This is a genomic window from Campylobacter sp. RM19072 (assembly GCF_024723485.1).
In the GTDB taxonomy this organism is placed as follows: Bacteria; Campylobacterota; Campylobacteria; order Campylobacterales; family Campylobacteraceae; genus Campylobacter; species Campylobacter porcelli.
The window spans coordinates 1-20,782 of record NZ_JANQCU010000018.1; the positions used below are offsets into that span (position 1 = coordinate 1).

Here is a 20,782-nt window from a genome sequence, read left to right on the forward strand (position 1 = left end):
TAGTTTTAAATTCTTTTATATCGATACACAACTTTTTCTATGTGTAAAACTTAATTTATATCTCTTAAAAGTAAAATTAGTAGCCATACGCAATCCTTATTTTATTTAAATCTATTTTAATATTTTTAAATTTAAGTATATTTTTAGATAGGGGGGGGGAGCTGTATTTGAAAATCCCGAGCTTTTAAGGCAAGAGCTTGGCAAATTTTTAGACACTCCACAAAAGGTGGAGATTTATGCCACGGCAGCTGAGAAGTTTTTTAAAGCTGGAATGAGACCTAGGCTTAAATTTGAACCTACTTGGTCGTGGTGGGGACTTATTTTTGGTGGGTAGTTTTTATTTTATAGAAAACTAAACAAAGAAGGCTTGATATATTTGATAGCTTGTATTTGTCTTGGCTGGATCCCTGTGATAAACTTTCTTATTGGGTTTTATGTTCCTATTTTTGGTAAGTATTTAGTGATAAAACTCTTTGAAAAAGCCTTGGATATGAATAATGAAATGGTTTTTAATCAGATGTCTGGCGTGGCTAAATGGGCTATTTATGTAGGTATCGCAGTGCCGATTGTAGCTTTTATCATTATTATTATAGCTTTTTCAATTTTAGGTTCTGTTGTGAGCTAAGATCAAAAAGCTAAAATATCTCTTCATCATAGCAAAAATTAATCTCTTTTTTGCGATAGGGTAGAAATTATAAAAATCAATTTATAAATTGAAGTTATATTGCTAGCCTGCGCGAAATAATGCTAAATCAAGGGGCAATTAAGCCCCTTATAAGCAATAAAAATTAAAATTTATATTTAACCTCTATATTACCGCTTAGATAGGTTTCATTTTTAGAATCTACTTTTCCGGCTAAAATTTGCTTAGCTCCAACTCCAGCATCTAAACTTAGTCTATCATTTAAAGCGACATTTCCGCCTATGATTAATTGCCCATAAGTCTTTTTCTTATCATCTCCTTTGATAGAAAATGCAGTATTTGAGCCCATAAAGCTTGCTATGTAGTCATCGCCATTATTGATTATATATTGCTCTATTTTAGGTGCGATAAATAGATATGAGTCTTGGCTAAAGTATTTTCTACTCTCTAGACCAAGCTCTAAACTAACAGAGTTATTAGTATTAGATCTTACCTTTCTTGATAAAGCACCAGATTCTGTGTAGTTAGGCGTATAGCTATAGTAGTAGTTTGCTCCTACAAAAGGTTTTAAAAATAGATCGTTGCTTACGCTAAAGATCTTGCCGATATTGGAGCTAAATCCAGCAAATTTTCTATTAAAATTTGAGCTATTTACATTTCCAGCTAAGCTTATATCTTGCTTTGTATCCCCTATTTGCCCATAAAGCTTAGAGTTTATCTCATAAGAGTCAAATCTATAAGAGCTATAAATACCTATTTGGTAGTTATTTACTTCTTGCTCGTTTAGTTTATCTTTGATATTTGAGTTTGCATAAGTAGCATATACACCAAGAAGCAAATTATCATTAAATTGTCTATCAGCACCTACGCTAATACCATATAGCCCACCGCTATTTCCATCTATGATATTTACACCGCCAAATGTATTTGCCCATACGCTATTGTCATAGCTGCTTACCCCATAGTAGTCATAGATAGCATCGCTTGCTACATTTGCACTATTTGCTAAAAGAGTAGATTTAAGTATATTAGCAAATTTTACGCTATTATAAGGGTTATTTATACTTGCTACTCTTTTGTTTATACTCATATCATTTGATATATTAATAGCACTATTTATGCTACTTCCAGTATTTAAGATATTTATATTGCCTTTAGAGCTATCTCTAACATTTTTAAAGAAGTTTTCATCTGTAATTGCTTTTACGCCGATCGAAGGGTCGATATTAGAAGCTACTAGGCTATCAAATATATTTTTGGACTCATCTATATTTCCTGATGTTTGCATAGAATTAGATATTTTTTTAGTATTGTTCGCTCCGCCAACTACTCCTGTGGTAAGAAGTAGTTTATAGCCATTTGCTTGTCTAGTTTGTAGGCTAGATACTTTTTCAAATATAAATTTAGAAGTTTGAGTAATCTCAATTCCGATCGCTTCCATCTTTTCTTGTGTGCTTAGCTTGCTTTCATCACCACCGCTACTATTTATCTTAGAAATAAGATTATCTTTATTGGCAATTTGTGTTTTTAGGTTTTCTAAGCTATCTTTCATAACTGGATTGAATTTGGCATTTTCTTCTAAATCATAGTCTTTAATCACAGCATTTAGATACTCTTTTTCAGTTTCAAGTATGGCTTTTATGCTATTTATTTTGCTAGTTGGACCACCGCTAATGATAAGATACTCTTTATTTCCATCTTTTTCTACGCTTAGTTTATACTCTACTAAGTCTTTTAAATCCATTCTAGTAAGGTAGCTACCATTTGTTATTGATGAGAATTTATCTGCGAGTTCTTTACTAAAAACTTCATCAATTCTCTTAAAAAAGCTAGCTCCAGCTGTATTTTTGGTGGTTATATCTTCATTGAAGTTTTCTGCACTCATAAATGTAAATTTATTTAATGCTAGATTGCCTAAATCCCTATTTAGCACTAAAAATCTAGAATCTGTGATATTTGCTTTATTTCCAACATTAAAGTTCAAATTTCCATTAGTAGCTGCTCCTTCAAATTTAGTTTTACTAGCCTCTAAAGCTCCAGCTATGTTTAAGGAAGCATTAGAGCTGTCATTTGACAAGCTACTTATGACTAAAATAGAGGAGTTTGAAGTATTGGATTGCGGATCGTTACTTATTTTCACATTTGCATTTATTGAATTTGCATTTTTATAGTACTCCAAACTCATATCTTTTAAATTGACATTAGAAGCGCTAAGGTTTGCATTATACATTCTAGATGCTGTATCTGCTAGCTCACTATCTCGTATGTTTTCTATATCAAGTGAGTGAGTGCCTACATTGATATATGTAAATGTATTTTCTTTATTTATTTTATCTACGACAAAATCATTTACATTGCTTTGGATATTTAACGCTTCGTTTGTATAAGTATCCTTTATCGTCATACTTGCGGTATCATTAGCTATACGCACATCAAAGTAATCTTCCAAATCACCTTGATTTGGATATATGTATTTAGCATTAGCATTGCTTACCAATCCTAAACTGATTATTGCACTTGATGCAATAAGTGATAATTTCATAATATCTCCTAAAAATAAGACTAGTTTGGTATTATATATAATTATTATTAAATATTATTTAAATAATAATTGAATTTAAATTTTCTTTGCTTAACTCAAATATTAATAAATTTGGGTAGAATTTGCCAAAATTTGATTAAAGGATTAATATGAGCAGTGTTTTTGTAGGTAAAATCCCAGCTAAGGGCTATGCGATGCTATCTAAGGATTCTAAATTTACCCCTTTTGAATTTACTCGCCATAGCTTGGGTGATGGGGATATTTTGATTGAAATTTTGTATTCTGGTATATGCCATAGTGATATACACACGGCCAAAGATGAGTGGGGTGGTACTATGTATCCGTGCGTTCCAGGGCATGAGATAGTTGGACGAGTAGTCGCAGTTGGTAAAAATGTGAGCAAATTTAAAATTGGCGATTATGCTGGGGTTGGCTGTATGGTAAATAGCTGTGGGGAGTGTGAGGCGTGTCTGGCTAGCAAGGAGCAGTTTTGTCAAAGTGGTAAGACAGTTTATACCTATAATTCTACTGATTATTTCCACAATAATGAAAACACATATGGCGGATACTCTAATAATATAGTTGTGAGTGAAAAATTTGCCATTAAAGTGCCTAAAAATGCTCCTTTGGATAAGGTTGCCCCTTTATTGTGCGCAGGGATTACGACATATTCGCCGCTTAAATTTTCTAAGATAAAAGCCGGGGATAAGGTAGGTGTGGCTGGATTTGGCGGTCTTGGAATGATGGCTTTAAAATACGCTGTTAAAATGGGCGCTGAAGTTAGTGTATTTGCTAGAAATGATAAGAAAAAATCTCAAGCCTTAGAGCTTGGCGCTACAAATTTTTATACTTCAACAGACCAAAATCAGATAAAAGAGCGATTTAATCTCATCATCTCTACTATTCCAACTTCATATAATATAGGAGATTATATAGATCTGCTTAAATTTGGCGGAGAGTTGGCTATTGTAGGACTTCCGCCTTATGAGATAGCGCCTAGCATAAGCGTTATTGAGCTAGTGCATAAAGCTGGTAAGAAGGTCTATGGCTCACTAATTGGTGGGATTAGTGAGACTCAAGAGATGATGGATTTTTCGCTTGAAAATGAAATTTACCCTGAGACTATTTTGATTAGTCCATCGCAAATCGATGAAGTGTATGAGAAGCTGACAAACGGCTCTGGAGAGTTTCGCTATGTGATTGATATGAAGGCTTAAATGGCGTTTATAATCTTTACTATCTCTATGCTTATGATCTACACTAGAGCGTTTAGAGTGCCCGTGTGGGCTAGTGCGGCTCTTGGGGGATTTGCTACGCTGATATTTGGCGTGATTAGTTTAGCAGATACTTTTAAGGTCTTAGCGATGGTGTGGGACTCTACTTTTGTATTAGTAGGGCTTATTATCATCGCTATGGCGTTAGAAAAGATGGGCTTTTTTGATACCTTAGCTAGTAAGATTATACTATCTTGTGCTAGATATAGTGATGGTTATAGGATTAATACGCTTAAATTTTTTGCTATTATGATGGTTTTTGGGCTGTTTGTGGCTACATTTTTAGCAAATGATGGGGCGATTTTGGTGCTTACGCCACTGATATTTGCTATCTTTTCTAAGGCAAATCAAGAATTTAGCTCTCCTTTGGTGGCATTTTTAATATTTTTTGGATTTTTAAGCGATTTTGGCTCAAATGGCTTAATCATCTCAAACCTTACAAATATCATCACCGCTAAGCTTTTTAATATCTCTTTTGGTGAGTATTTTGGCTCTATGATTTTGGCTCAATGCTTTGCTTTTATAGCTGCGTGTGTGATATTTTGGGCGATTTTGATTAGGAAGTTACCTAAGGTTTTAAAGTTTCATTTACCAAGTAGGCAAATGGGTAAATTTGATTTTATAATCGCTTTTGGGTTATTGATTTCTTTGCCTTTTGGGAGTGCGATTTTTGGGGCGATGGGGCTGCCTATTAGTGGATTTATATTGATTGTAGCGGTGATTGCTATAATGATGCAAAAGGGCGGTAAATTCGAGCTTTTTAGCAAGGCTCCATTTGGGGTAGTGATTTTTAGCATTGGGCTTTTTGTGATGGTTTATGGCGTGGGAATGGCTGGAATTTTAGAGTTTTTACGCTTAAATATCCATACTCTAGCAAATTTGGATAGATTTACCTCTATGCTTGGCATAGCAGTTGGATCTAGTATTGGCTCAGCACTTATAAATAATCTTCCTATGGTTATGCTAGGGGATTTGGCACTTAGGGATTTTGGGGCGGATATGGGGCTTGTGTATTCTCATCTTTTAGGGTGCAATATCGGCTCTAAGCTCACTCCCATTGGCTCTTTAGCGACGCTTTTGTGGCTTGTTAGTTTAAAATTGCGTGGAGTAAATATCAAGCTTTTAGATTATTTTAAGCTATCATTTATATTTAGCTTTAGTGTGCTTATAGCTGCGGTTTGTGGGCTATGGATTGGAGAGAAGTTTGACATTTAAAACTCATCTTGCACTTGGGGCTTTGGGGGCTATTTGTTTTGTGGGGGCTGTGGATAGAGCTGAAAATATCTATATTTTTGGACTGATTTTACTAGGCTCTGTATTGCCTGATATTGATGAGCCTAGGAGTTTTATTTCGCGTAAATTTCCGCTAATTTCTAGGGTAACGGCGACATTTTTTACCCACCGAGGTCCTACTCATTTTCTTTTTATTCCAGTTTTGCTGTTTGTAGCGTGGGCTATTTTTGGCTATTTGGCACTTGGAGCTATAGGCTTTGGAATGATTATCCATCATTTAGGGGATATGCTAACGCCGAGTGGAATTTATGGATATTTTTACCCTTTTAAAAGGAAATTTGTAGCTAGAATTTTGCCTAAAAACTACGCCATCAAAACTGGCTCAAAGCTTGAATTAACTCTGGTTTTGCCTAGTGTTTTGATGGTTGATGGAGTGCTTGGGGCTATGGTTTTGGGATTTGATATTGATATGGCTAATATTATTAAGATTTTAAATTTAGTTTAATGGAATTTATATAGTTGTAGTGCTATTTAATTAAATACTTAATCTATAAAAATATAACAAAAGTAATATAATTAATTAATATAAATTTAATACATAATTTACCATTGATTTGCTTTGTAAAAATATACTTTTAAGAAAAAATATTAAAAGGATAGTTAAAATATGGCAAAATTTGCTATCTTATTTTTAGCAATTGTGCTTGGATTTAGTGGTTGTGCTGTGCCTAATGCGTTATCCATAGCTATGAAACCGGCTGATTATACAAATAAATTTAGCTCACTAGATTGCTTAGAGCAAAGCTATTTTGATAGTGAGCTACAAAGAGCAAAGGATGGAAAAGATCCGATTTATACAGCTATAAACGCAGGTTCTATCGCAAGAATTTGCCAAAATTTCGCACTTAGCAATGAGCTTTTAGATATTGCAGAAGATAGGTATAAGTATGATGTGGATTTAGAGAGTGCTGGTAATAAGGCTCTTAAAAATCTTGTTGGAGTGCTTTTAAATGATACATTTACTGATTATGATGGGAATTTGTATGAAAGAATAATGGTAAATGTCTATAAGGGGCTTAATTTTATGAGTTTAAATGACTTTGAGAGTGCTAGAGTGGAGTTTAATCGTGCCTTAATCCGCCAAGATAGAGCTAAAGACTATTTCGCCCCACAAATCAAAGCCGCTAAAGATGAACTAGCTAAAAATAGAAAAAATGATCCAAATTATAAGGAGAATTTAAAAAATACTAAATTAGTATATGATGAATATTCTGGGCTTTTTAAAGAGTTTAAAACTAGCGAAGTATTCATTAATCCATATGCTACCTACGCAGCTTCTGTGTTTTTTTATTTAGATAAGGATTATAAAAACTCAGCAGATAAATTCCGTGAAATAGCTATAGCTAATCCTAAAAATAGATTAGTATCAACTATAAATAAGAGATTACAAAATAGAGCCAAAAGCATAAAAGATAGTGGCAAAAGATATATATTTTTAGCCTATGAAGATGGTCTTGGGACTATAAAAGATGAATTTACTATAAATATTCCATATATGATTGGCGATGGGGTTGCGACTTTGAACTTATCCTTGCCAACGCTTAAAAAGCGTGAGTTTAGCTATAAAGATATAAGCATAAATGGGATTAAAGCAACTCAAATTAGCAATTTTGATAATATTTTTGCTACTGAATTTAAAATAGAACTCCCTTGGATAGTTACTAAATCCATACTATCAATGGTAGCTAAATCCACAGCTAGCGGTGTTGTAGCAAGCGAGGTTGGTGGTGTAGCATCTTTAGCTACAAGCCTTTTAGTATCAGCTACAAATAAAGCAGATACTAGGTCATGGCAAACACTACCTAAAATAGCAAGTATCGCTATGGTAGAAAATAGCGGCTCATATACTATTAAAGATAGTAGTGGTAAGGTTATAGATACCGCTAAAATAGATAGGACAAAAGATGCTTTGATATGGCTACGCTCAACAGATAAAAATATGATAAAATCCATTATAATACAGAGGTAAAAATGAAAAAAATAGCAATGTTTTTGGTTTGTGCTATGCTTTTTGGCTGTGCTGGAAATAGCGACATAAGATTAGAAAATCAAGGCTATAGCTCAAATTTAGTAAGCTTAGAAGCCATAGATAAAGATATAATCCAAGATATAAATCAACGATTTAATGAGCTTGGATTATTGGAGTTTCAAATCATATTAAAAAGCACTAAAGATATGGATTTGGCTTATAGAGTGGCTTGGCTAGATGAGAGTGGATTTGAGCTAAGAAATTCAATTGATGAGAGCTATAAGGTATTACGACTTAATGCTTATCGCCAAATTTCCATAAGCAAAGTAGCTCAAGATAAAAGAGCTAAGAGTTTTAAAATTTATCTAACTACAAAGGGGTTATAAGATGAGAAAATTTACTTTAATCAGCGTTGTGGCGGCAACTTTGTTGCTTAGTGGATGTACAAATCAGCCATTTTATACAGACAATAGTGGTAAAATCAATCAAGGAGATACAATCACGCTTGGATTAAGCAATGAGGATTTTGAGCTAGCAGCTGAGAGTATGATAAATAGCTTACTTAGCGATCCAGCCCTTGTAAATCAAAAGCCAGGCGTAAGAAAGGTTGTAGCAATGGGGCGTATCGTTAATGATACCGCACTTAGACTAGATACAGAAAAACTAACTAGAAAGATAACTCAAGCTATGAGAAGATCGGGCAAATTTATATTAACCTCTGCCGTGGCTTCTGGTGGGGCTTTGGACTCTATGAGTGAAGATGTTAGGGGTCTGAGGGATAATGATGAGTTTAACCAAAAAACAATAGCCAAAAAGGGCACTCTAGTCTCTCCTGATTTTTCTTTATTTGGTAAAATTCGTCAAGACAATATCAAGCTAAGCAATGGCAAAATAAAGGTGGAGTATCTATTCTTACTAGGATTGACTGATTTAAACTCAGGTCTAGTGTATTGGGAAGATGAGAAAACAATAAATAAATCTGGATCAAATGATAGCGTAAGCTGGTGAAATTTGATTGAAATTTAGGATTTAAAACTTAAATTTACTTTAGTTAAAGGATGTTTATAATGAAAAAAATACTCTTATCAATGGCGGTTTTTGCCTCTCTTGCTTTTGGGATGGAAGATAAGGTAGCTAATGAGATAACTCAAGCCGATGTGGATATTCAAAATAAAATAAGCGACGCTAGCACCCAAGATATAACGCCAAAAAGTGTGGATGATTTTTTTGATGAGTTTAAAGATGAATTTGGCATAGAGTATGGTATCACAAAAGATGGCAAGACATTTTACACTGGAAGTAGCGAAGTAATGCTAAAGCCTACTGATAAAAATTTTGCTAGGTCTTTACAAAATGCTTATAATAGAGCTATGCTAAAACTACAAGGTGAATTTATAAAAGATGCCTTTGGTAGAATAGCTACAAGCAGTATAAATAGATACAAAACAGACCAATCAGACAATGCTAGAGAATTCGAAGAGTTGCCAAAAGGTGGCATCATCTCTCAAATTTTAGGCAAGCTAACACAACTAGCAAGCGCACAAGTCGATAAGGCCTTAAATGAGCTAGGCGTAGAGACACAAGGATTACAAGAAGAGCGAAAAAAAGAGCTTTTAAAGGATGAATTTACTAAAAAAACAGTTATAAAAGCTTTTGGCAATATGAGCGGTCTTGTGCCGGTAAAAACGGTTATAACGCAGACAAAAAGGGGTAATTATAAAATAGGTGTTATCGCTGTGATGAGCGAAAAAACCAGACAAATAGCAAAAGATATGAAAAATAGAACCCCTTGGATCATAAAAGCAAAAGGTGGCAAACCAGTAGTAGAGTATCTACCAAAACAAAAAGCTGGTTTTATACAAGAGTATGGAATTAGACTTGTATATGATGAAAATGGTGCTCCTATTATTTTAAGCTATGGAAATTGGGGTTATTTACCTGATGCTAATAGCAAAATAGCAGATAGACAAGAGAGTATAGCCAAAGACTCAGCCTCATCACAAGCTGATGCTGGGATAATTGAGTTTATAAGCACTAGTGTATCGTTTGCTGATGAGAGGGAAACTGGCGAAGCTCTAAATCAAAATATAAAAGAGACAAGAAATCTTCTATCAAACGATATTCAAATCCAAGAAGAAGCACTAGAGAGTATAATAGATAGAGTTTCTCAAACTATAAAGACAAACGCTTCAGGTAATATCCGTGGAATTAGGACGCTAAAAAGATGGGATTATACCGATGAAAATGGCGTGGAGTATGTAGGGGTCGTTAGATACTACTCATATGCTAACTATCTAAATGTTACAAATGCCGTATCAGATAAAAAGAACTCAACCGCTACTTCAACTTCTACCCAACCAGCTAAGGCTACTCAAAGGAGCTCAAAAGTGGTAAATACGATAGATGATTTTTAGGAGCTGATATGAAAAAATATCTATTTATATTTGCTTTTTTGACTTGTTTTTTAAATGCTGAGGTTATAACTCACACTAGCACCAAAACAGCTATTGGCGAAGGATATGGATTAACAAGGCAAGAGGCTATAAATAACGCTATTATCGAGGCTTTAGGCAAGATTAAAGGCGTGGATATAAACTCAGTTAAGCTAACTCAAACCACAGCCATAACTAGCGATAAAGGCTCAAATTTAACAGATATATACAACGAGCATATAAATAAAGCCACAAAAGGTAGAGTTGATAGCTATGAGATTATCAGTGCTAATCAAGATAGCACAGGCAAATGGGTAGCAGTAGTAGAGATAAAAAACTCAAAAACAACCAAAAGCTATAAAGCACCAGGGCTAGATAATAAGCAAAGAAGAAGTCTAGTGGTATTTAACGCTACTTCTACAGATCTTAGAGCACTTGGTGAAAATCTAAAAAGCCATATAATCACAAATCTAACTAAGTCAAGAAAATTTAATATCCTAGATAGAGATAATAGCGGATATTACGAGATGGAGAAGGCTTTAATTAGCAGTAGTGATGCTAAAAGTGATGATATTTATAAGCTTAAAAATGTGATCGGTAGTGATTATCTTATGATTTTTGATGTAAAATCTGCTAAAACCAGCTCAAAACAAAATAATCTCACAGGCAAAAATATCACAAAATCAGAATTGGTGGTGGATTATCAAGTGATTTTATTTGCTACAAGAGAGATTAAATATAGCAACACTTTAGCGATGAGTCTAAGCGTAGGAGATGATTTAAAATCAAATGAAACAGCCTACAAAAAAATTGCCGATAAAATCACAAGCGATATTTTAAATGCGATTTATCCCCTAAAAATCGCTAGTGTAAATGGGAAAGATGTGGTATTTACACAAAATTTAAATGTCGGCGAACGCTTTGAGTGCTTTTCTCAAGGAAAAGCCCTAAAAGATAGCTACACTAAGCAAAGCACAAGCGATATGAGAGTAGAGAGTAGGGTTGGCGAAGTTGAGATTACTAGGGCTGAGTCAAAGCTAAGCTACGCTAAAATCATAGAAGGACAAATGAAAGAGGGCTTTATTTGTCGTCCCTTAGGCAGTGGCTTGGGCTATAATCAAGGTCGTGATGCTAACTATGAGCTTAGCGAAGATGGTGGAGTAAATTTAGGCTTTTAAGCTATTTTATAAAGTTGCGAATTTATATTTGCAACTTTAATAAATTTTAGATTATAAAAAATTTTTTGTGTTATATTTTTTAAATATATTTTTCATTTTATGCGCTTTTAATAAAACGCTCAAAGCACCCTTTTTATGCCTTCTAGCATAGATAATCATCTCGCCTAAAATACAGCAAAGCCCAAAAATATCATCTGGAATTTCGCTATTTAGATTTAGATCATTTTGTGGATTATTTATAAGCTTTTTAATGGCAAAATAGCCGTAAATTCCACCACCAACTCGTAAAATCTCACCACCTAAAGCCGCAAAAATTTTATACTCTTTTATACCCTTTTTTATCTCTAAAAGCTCATCTTTAAACTCCAAAGTATCACTAGCATACTCCCACCAAATTTCATTTATATTTCTATTTTGGCTATCGGTGTAGCTTTGCAAGAATCTCCACGGCTTTTCGCCATAGTGGATGATTTTCGGATTTTTATAGCTTTGCATAAATTCCATTCTTGTGCAGTTTAGGCGGTGATTTTGCTCATCTTTACAAATAGCAAAGCAAAAGCTAATAGATGAAAAGTTGTAAGCAATAGGTAGCTTTAATAGCTTATCTTGCGTGATTGTGGCATTTAGTAGGTCTTGGTCGGCTGCTTTGATATAGGTGGCATTTTGAGCGATCATTTGGCATTTTTGCTCTATTTGGTTATCCCTATAAGCCTTGGCGTTGATGAGTAAAAATCCAGAATTAAAGTAATCATTTGTAAATTTATGCGTAATTATCTTGTTATTATTTTTAAATTTAATCTTGCGTTTTTTGGTGCCTGGATCATTAACTGCGGCTAATATATTATCTTTTAAATCAATAGCAAAAAGCTCCCTTAAATCGCAAAGACAGAGCATATCAGAATCTAGATATAAGCACTTTTTAACGCTATGGTCTAAATACTCATCTAGCTTTAAGCGGTAATATGGCAAGAGATTGGTGTGCGCTGCACCAGAGGTAGGAAAGCTAGAAAATTTACTCTCATCTATAATATGCGTAAGAATTAAGCAGGGGTAGATTTGATTAAGCCTACTTTCTAAGGCTTTTAATCTATCTTGCGTGGTGGTTGAAATTTTATCGCTTAAGATATGAAATATATAGCCTTCAGCCATCTCTTTTTGGCTTAAATCATTGAAATTTAGATTGGCATAACTACTAAATGAACTATCTTTTGGAGCATTAAAGCCGCCATTTTGGCATATATCTTTAAAGCTTAAATTTAGATTTGTATTTTTGATTATACTATTTATTAGCACGGCAGTATATTTGATATAATTTTCATCAGCACTAAATATAATGTGAAACATTTTTAACCTTTTTTGGTATAATTATAGCCAAATATGGTATGGTTTGTAGTTTAAATGGGGATTTATCTTGAATAAAATATCTATAATAATTCCAGTCTATAATGTAGAAAAATATATCCGTGAATGCTTAGAGTCTTGTATAAATCAAACTTTAAAAGATATAGAGATTATCATAGTAGATGATTGTGGAAGCGATAAGAGTATGGATATCGCTAAAGAGTATGCTAAAAAAGATGGTAGAGTAAAGATTATTAAAAATAGGCAAAATCAAGGGCCATTTGTTAGTAGAAATAACGCTGTTTTAGCAGCTAATGGCGAGTATTTGGTATTTTTAGATTCTGATGATTTTTTAGACTTAAAAGCTTGTGAGATAGCATATAATGCTACTAAAGATGGGTATTATGATATAGTTACATTTGGGAGCTATTATTGGAATGATGGGGCTAGTGTGTTTAGTGAGCTTAAGCCATGTAGTTTTGATAGTGGAGATGAATTTGAAAATTGGCTTTTTAGGAGTAAAAATATATCTTGGAATATTTGGGGTAGATTGATTAAAAAAGATATTTACCATGCGAATTTAGACTTTCTAATGGGTATTAACTCAAGGCTTATAATGGCTGAAGATGTGCTAGCTATGTTTATTATTTATAATAATTGTAAAAGGTTAAATTTCATATCTAATATGCTTTATTACTACAGATATAATCCAAGCTCAAGCACTAATGATAAAAGCATAGAAAATATGAAAAGTTGCGTAAGAAGTTTTGAAATAGCAATTGCTAAAATGAGAGAATTCGCACTAAATAATAAGTGTAATAAAAGATGGCAAAAGCTCTATATATCGCTTGGTGTGCATGAGTGTAATATCCTTAAAAGGGCATTGAAAATCAAAGAGAGTAAATTTGGATTTATAGATAAAATTATAGCCTTTGTAGAGGGTAGATGGTTTGTGATTAGACGCAAATTAAGAGTTAAATTCGGGATATAAAAAGGCTTAAAGTGGGCAAGATTAAAGTATCAATAATAATTCCAGTATATAATGTAGAAAAATATTTAAGAGAGTGCCTAGATTCAGTAGTTAATCAAACTTTAAAAGATATAGCAATAATCTGTGTAAATGATGGTTCAACTGATTCTAGTTTAGAAATTTTAAAAGAGTATGCTAAAAATGATAGCAGAATTCGTATCGTAGATAAGATAAATGGCGGACTTGGTGCAGCTAGAAATTCAGGTATAAAATATCTAATAGATAATAATATAAATTCTAAATATATCTATTTTGCAGATTCAGATGATTGGCTAGAGCTTAACGCATTAGAAAAGTTATATAATAAAGCAAAAGAGTCAAATTCAGATATATGCATAATGAGTTTATTGCTATACATAGAGAAAGATAAAAGAATAGAAACAAGTGATTATTTTAAAACCGATTGTTATAAGATTAGAAAAAATGATGTATGTAGTTTTGATGAAATTAAATCAGTTTTATTTTCTAGTTGTTGTGTGGCATATTGTCATTTGTATTCATATGAATTTTTAATAAATTCCCTATGGGAAAATGAAGAATTTTATCCACAAAATTTACTTTTTGAAGATATATATCCACATATTAAATCTTTAGTACTAGCTAAAAGAATCGTATTTTTAGATGAGGCTTTGTATTATTACCGTATTAGAGAAGGCTCTATAATGACATCTAGTGCAAAAAGTAAAAGAACTTTTGATATTTTTAAAACTTTTGATTTAATAGAAAATTTCTTAATAGAGCAGAATTTAATGGATAAATTAAAAGTTGATTTTTATAGTTTTATATGCAGTGTTATAGATTCTAAGTTGTCTTTAACTAACTATAAGGAGGAGTTTGTTAGAATGTCTAAATGTTATTTAGATAAATTTGATGGCTCATTAAATAAAGATAAAAAAATTAAAAAACAACATTTAAAATTAATGCTAAATTTAAATAATCCATATGATAAAAAACTAATTAAAATAAAGAATAAAGTTATATATAGATTTAATAGGTTAAAGTGGAGTTTGGGATTATGAAAAAAATATTAATGATATATGATGATATTAGTTGGGGAGGGGGCGCTGAGAGAGTTATATGCAATTTTAGTAATTCTTTAATTGCTAGCGGATATGAAGTGATGGTTTTTAGTATTGCACTTAGCAATCAATGTCCTTATGAATATCGCCAAGAAGTTGCAATTAGATTTATTAAAGAGAATGTAAAACCTAAAGGATTGGCAAAGGTTTTACGCGAGATAAAAAGATTGATAATGCCTATAAAAAAATGGAATGAAATCAAAAAAAGAGCCGTGTTTAAGCAAGCAATAAATGAATTTAATCCGGATTTTATAATATGTCATACTCATTTTGATACTATTTTGACTAAAATATTAAAAAAAATGCAAGATAAAATTGTTAAAGTTGTACATAATTCTTTTGATGCTTATGAAAAATGGCAAATAGATCTAAATAGTTATAAAAATATTGTTTTATTATCTAATCATGATATTGATAAATTTAAAACAAAATACCCAAATTCTAATTTTTATATTATCCCAAATTTTATCCCAAATATCTCAAATTTAAATACCAATTATTCTCAAAAAGTCGTACTTTCTATGGGGCGTATGGCAAATACGGATCAAAAAGGCTTTCTTCGCCTAATTGATATTTGGAAGCTAATCCAAGATAGTAATGAATTTAACGATTGGAAACTCCATATTGTAGGCGATGGAGATTTAAAAGAGCAGATAAAAACTAAGATAAAAGATCTAAATTTAACTAACTCTATAGTGTTAAAACCATTTACTACTGAAGTTGAAAAAGAATACCTAAGCTCTAGCATATATGCTATGACAAGCCATTTTGAAGGACTCCCTATGGTTCTTATAGAGGCTCAATCTTATGCCTTGCCAACCATAGCCTTTGATATTGCCACAGGTCCAAGTGATATAATAGAAGATGAAAAAAGTGGATATCTGATAGAAGATAATAACCTTGTTGAATACGCTAATAAATTAAAAACTCTAATGAGTGATGAGAATCTAAGAGCTAAAATGGGAGCAAAAAGCAAAGAGATAGTTAAAAGTAAATTTAGCAAAGAAGTTGTGATGAAGCAGTGGATGGAGCTGTTTAAGAGGATTAAAAATAATGGCTAATCCAAAAGTATCAATAATAATCCCTGTATATAATGTAGAAAAATATATCCGTGAATGCTTAGAGTCTTGTATAAATCAAACTTTACAAGATATAGAGATTATCATAGTAGATGATTGTGGAAGCGATAATAGTATGGATATCGCTAAAGAGTATGCCAAAAAAGATGGTAGAATAAAAATTATAAAAAATAGCAAAAATATGGGATTATTCTTAACTAGATGTGAAGGTGTAAAAGTAGCTAGCGGAGAGTATATATTATCTTTAGATTCAGATGATTTTTTAGATTTGAAAGCCTGTGAGATAGCCTATAAAGCTACTAAAGATGGCTATTATGATATTGTTAAATTTAATGTTTATAACTATGATGGAAATACTGCTGATATATGGGAAGGGGCAACTTTAAATAATTATAGTTTTGAGTCTTTGGAAGAATATGCTAATTATATTTATAGACAAAAAGATTATCCTAGATGGAATTTAGCTTTTATAATAGTTAAAAGAGATATCTATTTAAAAGCTGTTGAAATTTTAAATTTAAAAGATAGAATTGTCATGGCAGAGGATGCTTTGATGAGTTTTGTGTTTTGGAATTTATCTAATAAATTTTGTCATATTTGTGATATTTTGTACTACTATCGTTACAATGAGAACTCAACAACTAAAAGCAAAAATGATGAAATAATTAGCAGAAATTCAAAAGATAGAGTTTTTGTTATTCATAAAATAAAAGCAATTTCAAAAAAATATAAATTTAATAGCAAAGTTGCTAAAGTATTTGTTGATTATTTAAAATACTATGAATATTGTGATAGGCTAATGTATCGCAAAATAAATAAAATAGTTTTTAAAATTTATGATAAATATTTTAGATTTAAACGCAGATTAAGAGTTAAATTTGGAGTTTAATACTTATTAACATAATGTTTTGATTAAAGATTATCATGCTCATTTTATTTATTTGTAGCGATGATAATCTGGCAAATAAGCTAAAACTATATAGTAAAAACTACTACATAATAATTAGATAGTGAGATTAAAGCCCTAAATCTCCCACCCATTAAGTGCGTTTTGTAGCGTATCGATCGTGGTTTGTACCAGTCCAGCTAAGCTAAAAAAGTAGTATCCATGCTGTTTGACATACTCAAAGATTTTCTTATCACGGTCGCTTTTACCGCTCTCAGGACGCACCATCAAAGTAGCAAACTCAAGCTCTTGGTGCAAACAAAAGTTATACGCCGCACTCATATACACGCTATCAAAGATCTTATCGCTATCTAAATTCGCCTTTAGCCTATCTATTCGCTCTTTTAACTCATAGAATTTCGCATATCTAGGCTCCTTGCCATTTGACAAATCCGCATTTGCCGCTTCTACTAACTTGCTAATTCGCTTAAATAGCTCCTTGATTAGCTCTTGTTTATCCTTGCCAACTTTTATAAAATTCTCTATTAGCTCTCTTTGAGTTTTTAATTTGCTTTGGCTTATTTGTGGTAAAATCGGCTCTGGTTTTATCAAATTCTTTTTTACCCCACCACCTATAATCTCTCCTGCTAGCTGACTAAATGGCACCTCTATAGTCCCTTTAATCCTAGAGCCACCCTCAGTAGCGTTATAAATTTTCACATCGCTATATGAGCTAATCGCATCTATCATTGCCTCAAAATACTCTCTAAACATATCCCAAAGCTTGATGGATCTAACCTGCGTTTTACCGCCATAGCCTAAGGCGGTGGTTATATTTGGCTCATACTCTTTAGAAGCAATAGTAGGCGAAGTCTCACCAAAGACCATTCCCCTAGCGTGAGTGGTGCCATCATCTGCCATAGCTAGGTCTTGACCGATAAATATTATCTGCTTACACCCTAGCTCCACAGCTAGATCAAAGGCAAAATGAGCCGTGCTTGGCCCTTTACACATATAGTTTTTCTTATCTTCATCTAAGCCCTCTTCAAATTTCAAAGGTTTATGGGCGAAGGCTACATTTCTACCATCTAAAAGCTTAATTGTATTTGGGTGAATGAGTGAGCTAGCGATGAAGGTTATATCGCTATCAAACTCACTTGCCTTACTATCAAAAAACGCCCCGCTAAGCTCTATTCTTTCCATCGTAGTTACAAAATCCGGTCTTATATCGTGTAGTTTTAAAATCGGATATGACGCATCAGCTGCGATTAAAATCGCATATGGCGATACCTGCCTTAATATTTCAAGCTGCTTAGTTAGGCTTGGTCCAGTTGAGACGATGATGGCGGTTTGGTTGCGATTTGAATTTAAATTTAAAATATCTTTTAAGCTGTAATTAGCGTAAAATTTAGGCATATTCTCCACCACATGTTTCATTCCTATAAGGGTATCTTCAGCGGAGTTTCCAGCGGCTTTGATATTTAAAAGCAAGATATTTAATAGATGTTTATTTAGACTATTAGCACTATCTTTATAATTTTTTTCATAATACTCATTATATATGTGAAAGCCATAGTTTCTAGCATTATATTTAATCTCTTTTTTATTGCAAATTATATGCAAATACGCATCATTTAAGTAGCTAACGCAAAATGGGATAAATCTATTTTCACGCATCTCTTTGCTAAAATCATTCAGATGAAAAGCGATGAAAAATATCTCAATTTTAGGCTCAAATACTACAATTTTCTTATGATTTTTATTTTCCAGTAGAGCTTTATAGAAGTTGCCATTACCAAGTCCATAGAAAAATAGCGATGGATAAAGGGCGTAATCTCTTTTAAATTTATTTAGCATATCGTTTGTGTGATTTGCTGGCAAACCGCTATATATAGGCTCTTTTGTGTGGGTATTGATGATATTTATATCTAGCAAACCTTTACCAGCAAATACATCAAATTTACTATTGCTTTTTAGATCATAAATAGCCTTGGCTAAGATGAAATTGATAGAGCAAAGAGCGATAATATTGTGTATAAAAGCACTCGCACCGCCATTTGCTTTAATATCTTGATCTATTGCTTGGTGTAGCTCCTTGACTGATTGGGGATCTACTTGGTGATTATAATTTTTATTAAATACATTATCCATTCCATCGCCTTATTAGGTTGTGTTTGATATTTAGGCTATCTAGCCATTTTGCTATTATGAAATTCTCAATCTGGCTAACACTGCTAGGCTGAGTATAATATCCCAAAATCGGTGGCACTATCCCAACCCCCATACTAGCAAGATCTGCCATCTGACGCAAGGATATAGCACTAAGTGGCGACTCACGCACCCCTAAAATCAAATTTCTACGCTCCTTTATCATCACCGCAGCAGCCCTTAATAGCAAATTATCGCTTATCCCACAGCTAATTTTAGCTAAAGTATTAATAGAGCAAGGTGCGACTATCATCGCATCATACATAGCTGAGCCACTAGCTGGGGGTGCAGATATATCGCTATTATCATAAATTTGAATTTTTTCATTAATATCAAGGCTTAAATTCTCTTTTTGCATTGATAGCTTAGCATTTGGAGTGATTATCACGCTGGTATCTATGCCTAAATTTAGCGTGGTATTAGCTAGTTTAATCCCAAGATGAGCTCCACTAGCTCCACTTATTGCGACTATTAGCTTCACTCTATTATATGGCCTACAAATTTAGAGTAATTATCTATGATATCCTTGCCTTTTCTAAAGCCCAAAGCGCACCCCTCAAAAGCGAAAAATACCCCCGCTTGATAGCTATCGCCATTATCATCTTTAGCAAAATTAGCAAACTCTTGATATAAAAATTTGCCATTATCATACTCGCCGCCATTTTGAGCCTCTATACTACCATCGCTATTTATGATAGATACATTTGCCCCTTCTCTGGCTAAAAACGGCTTTTTGACCTGTTTTTTACCACTTAATGGCTGGTAGCTACTCTCTAGTAAAAGCGGATGATTAGGATATAAATCCCATAAAATTTTCATAATCCCCTTGCTTTGAAACAAAAGAGTATAAGCTGGATTTAGGATTATGGCCTTTTGATTATTCATTATGTTTTTAATTATTAGAGCCAGATCGCTCTCATCTATGGCTATCATCTCCCATGGAATAAGCTTAAACCAATACTCCCAGTTTTTCTCATTCCAAAATATCCCCCCTTCATCATCAAAGCCCACTTCATCTACAAAGGCAAAATCGCATATAAACCCAGCGTCCCTAGCAGCAGCTTCAAGCAATCTTGTGGTATTCTCATCTTCATTACTACCAGCAATAGAGCTAAATAGGATTTTCCACCCTTCATAATACTCATCAAATCTACTAGTATCCTCCTCAAGGGTTACTAAGCGTTTGAAGTTCTCCACCAAAGCCTCATACAAATCATTAAATTGCTTAGCTTCATTAAGATTATTAAATTTCAGCATCGCCCACTGGATAATCGCAGTCTCAAAAAGACTTGTAGGCGTATCAGCGTTAAATTCAATAAGCTTAATAGGCTTGCCATCTACCCCACCAGCTAAATCAAATCTACCATATATGTGCCAGTGGACATCATTTTCCCAACTAGCCTTAATAATATCAACTAGATTAAATGGAATTCCAAGCTCATGAAATAGATCATTATCAATCACATACTCAGCCGCAGCCACATACATATCATAAAGCTCATTTGCCGCTTCATAGAATTTCTCGGCCTCATCTTGGGTTATGCTTACTAGCTCATCAGCGATATATTTACTACCATCTAGATCTGTATGCCAGCCAAATCCAATGCTTTCTAAATACCCATTATCAAGTGGTTTAATCTTTTTTAGCTTCACTTTTGTCCTTTGATGAATTGATTTAAATGGTTATTATATTTTAATAAATTAAATTTGAGCTATATTTTATCAATGATTTTATTATAGTCTTTTTCATTACAAGGAGCTTGAAAAGTGTGGCAATTTGTAACAACAATCAAATATTCTACTTATTTTTTATTTTAATTTACCTAAT

At 33.0% G+C, this 20,782-nt stretch carries 18 protein-coding genes; 13 read left to right on the forward strand and 5 right to left on the reverse strand.

Features of this window, described 5'->3' with window-relative positions:
- Positions 1 to 376: 376 nt before the first annotated feature.
- A complete protein-coding gene (locus tag CSUIS19072_RS07430) occupies positions 377 to 625 on the forward strand; it encodes a hypothetical protein (protein WP_086293807.1) in 249 nt (82 codons plus the stop codon).
- Between the two features lie 163 nt (positions 626 to 788).
- Here the strand turns inward: CSUIS19072_RS07430 and CSUIS19072_RS07435 are convergent, their stop codons facing one another.
- On the reverse strand, positions 789 to 3,185 hold the full coding sequence (locus CSUIS19072_RS07435) for an autotransporter outer membrane beta-barrel domain-containing protein (protein ID WP_236847935.1): 2,397 nt from the start codon (positions 3,183 to 3,185) through the stop codon (positions 789 to 791).
- 149 nt (positions 3,186 to 3,334) lie between these two features.
- Here CSUIS19072_RS07435 and CSUIS19072_RS07440 point away from each other — a divergent pair, with 149 nt between their 5' ends.
- From CSUIS19072_RS07440 to CSUIS19072_RS07475, 8 genes are all read left to right on the forward strand, one after another.
- Positions 3,335 to 4,402, forward strand: a complete 1,068-nt coding sequence (locus CSUIS19072_RS07440; RefSeq protein ID WP_086242636.1) for an NAD(P)-dependent alcohol dehydrogenase — start codon at positions 3,335 to 3,337, stop codon at positions 4,400 to 4,402.
- On the forward strand, positions 4,403 to 5,674 hold the full coding sequence (locus tag CSUIS19072_RS07445) for an ArsB/NhaD family transporter (protein ID WP_086293805.1): 1,272 nt from the start codon (positions 4,403 to 4,405) through the stop codon (positions 5,672 to 5,674).
- On the forward strand, positions 5,652 to 6,197 hold the full coding sequence (locus CSUIS19072_RS07450; protein WP_180381034.1) for a metal-dependent hydrolase: 546 nt from the start codon (positions 5,652 to 5,654) through the stop codon (positions 6,195 to 6,197). The genes CSUIS19072_RS07445 and CSUIS19072_RS07450 overlap by 23 nt, the downstream gene beginning before the upstream one ends.
- A 162-nt stretch (positions 6,198 to 6,359) precedes the next feature.
- On the forward strand, positions 6,360 to 7,721 hold the full coding sequence (locus CSUIS19072_RS07455; protein WP_086293801.1) for a hypothetical protein: 1,362 nt from the start codon (positions 6,360 to 6,362) through the stop codon (positions 7,719 to 7,721).
- A 2-nt stretch (positions 7,722 to 7,723) separates the two neighbouring features.
- Entirely contained in the window at positions 7,724 to 8,107 is a 384-nt protein-coding gene (locus CSUIS19072_RS07460; RefSeq protein ID WP_086238039.1) for a YcfL family protein, read from the forward strand.
- Position 8,108: 1 nt separating this feature from the next.
- Entirely contained in the window at positions 8,109 to 8,729 is a 621-nt protein-coding gene (gene lpoB, locus CSUIS19072_RS07465; protein WP_086238041.1) for a penicillin-binding protein activator LpoB, read from the forward strand.
- Between the two features lie 59 nt (positions 8,730 to 8,788).
- The gene (locus tag CSUIS19072_RS07470) at positions 8,789 to 10,135 is read left to right on the forward strand and encodes a DUF6844 domain-containing protein (RefSeq protein ID WP_086293799.1); all 1,347 of its coding nucleotides are present in this window, start codon (positions 8,789 to 8,791) and stop codon (positions 10,133 to 10,135) included.
- Positions 10,136 to 10,143: 8 nt separating this feature from the next.
- Positions 10,144 to 11,331: a CsgG/HfaB family protein gene (locus CSUIS19072_RS07475; protein ID WP_086293797.1), complete on the forward strand. Its 1,188-nt coding sequence runs from the start codon at positions 10,144 to 10,146 to the stop codon at positions 11,329 to 11,331.
- Positions 11,332 to 11,382: 51 nt separating this feature from the next.
- On the opposite strand, the gene CSUIS19072_RS07480 is transcribed toward CSUIS19072_RS07475, so the two are convergent.
- Positions 11,383 to 12,675, reverse strand: coding sequence for a glycosyltransferase family 8 protein (locus CSUIS19072_RS07480; RefSeq protein ID WP_086293795.1), 1,293 nt, complete (start codon positions 12,673 to 12,675; stop codon positions 11,383 to 11,385).
- A gap of 67 nt (positions 12,676 to 12,742) precedes the next feature.
- On the opposite strand from CSUIS19072_RS07480, the gene CSUIS19072_RS07485 reads away from it, so the two are divergent.
- The 4 genes from CSUIS19072_RS07485 to CSUIS19072_RS07500 are packed head-to-tail and all read left to right on the forward strand — an operon-like array spanning position 12,743 to position 16,749.
- Entirely contained in the window at positions 12,743 to 13,663 is a 921-nt protein-coding gene (locus CSUIS19072_RS07485) for a glycosyltransferase family 2 protein (RefSeq protein WP_180380076.1), read from the forward strand.
- A gap of 11 nt (positions 13,664 to 13,674) precedes the next feature.
- The gene (locus CSUIS19072_RS07490) at positions 13,675 to 14,721 is read left to right on the forward strand and encodes a glycosyltransferase family 2 protein (protein WP_236845380.1); all 1,047 of its coding nucleotides are present in this window, start codon (positions 13,675 to 13,677) and stop codon (positions 14,719 to 14,721) included.
- Positions 14,718 to 15,842: a glycosyltransferase family 4 protein gene (locus CSUIS19072_RS07495; RefSeq protein ID WP_141082605.1), complete on the forward strand. Its 1,125-nt coding sequence runs from the start codon at positions 14,718 to 14,720 to the stop codon at positions 15,840 to 15,842. The genes CSUIS19072_RS07490 and CSUIS19072_RS07495 overlap by 4 nt, the downstream gene beginning before the upstream one ends.
- Entirely contained in the window at positions 15,835 to 16,749 is a 915-nt protein-coding gene (locus CSUIS19072_RS07500; RefSeq protein ID WP_086293793.1) for a glycosyltransferase family 2 protein, read from the forward strand. The genes CSUIS19072_RS07495 and CSUIS19072_RS07500 overlap by 8 nt, the downstream gene beginning before the upstream one ends.
- A 135-nt stretch (positions 16,750 to 16,884) precedes the next feature.
- Here CSUIS19072_RS07500 and CSUIS19072_RS07505 read toward each other — a convergent pair whose 3' ends face one another.
- The 3 genes from CSUIS19072_RS07505 to CSUIS19072_RS07515 are packed head-to-tail and all read right to left on the reverse strand — an operon-like array spanning position 16,885 to position 20,607.
- Positions 16,885 to 18,897, reverse strand: a complete 2,013-nt coding sequence (locus tag CSUIS19072_RS07505; RefSeq protein WP_086293790.1) for a 6-hydroxymethylpterin diphosphokinase MptE-like protein — start codon at positions 18,895 to 18,897, stop codon at positions 16,885 to 16,887.
- Positions 18,890 to 19,435, reverse strand: a complete 546-nt coding sequence (locus CSUIS19072_RS07510; RefSeq protein ID WP_086238058.1) for a UbiX family flavin prenyltransferase — start codon at positions 19,433 to 19,435, stop codon at positions 18,890 to 18,892. The genes CSUIS19072_RS07505 and CSUIS19072_RS07510 overlap by 8 nt, the downstream gene beginning before the upstream one ends.
- Complete coding sequence (locus CSUIS19072_RS07515) at positions 19,432 to 20,607, reverse strand: glutathionylspermidine synthase family protein (protein ID WP_086238060.1); 1,176 nt, start codon at positions 20,605 to 20,607, stop codon at positions 19,432 to 19,434. The genes CSUIS19072_RS07510 and CSUIS19072_RS07515 overlap by 4 nt, the downstream gene beginning before the upstream one ends.
- Between the last annotated feature and the right edge of the window lie 175 nt (positions 20,608 to 20,782).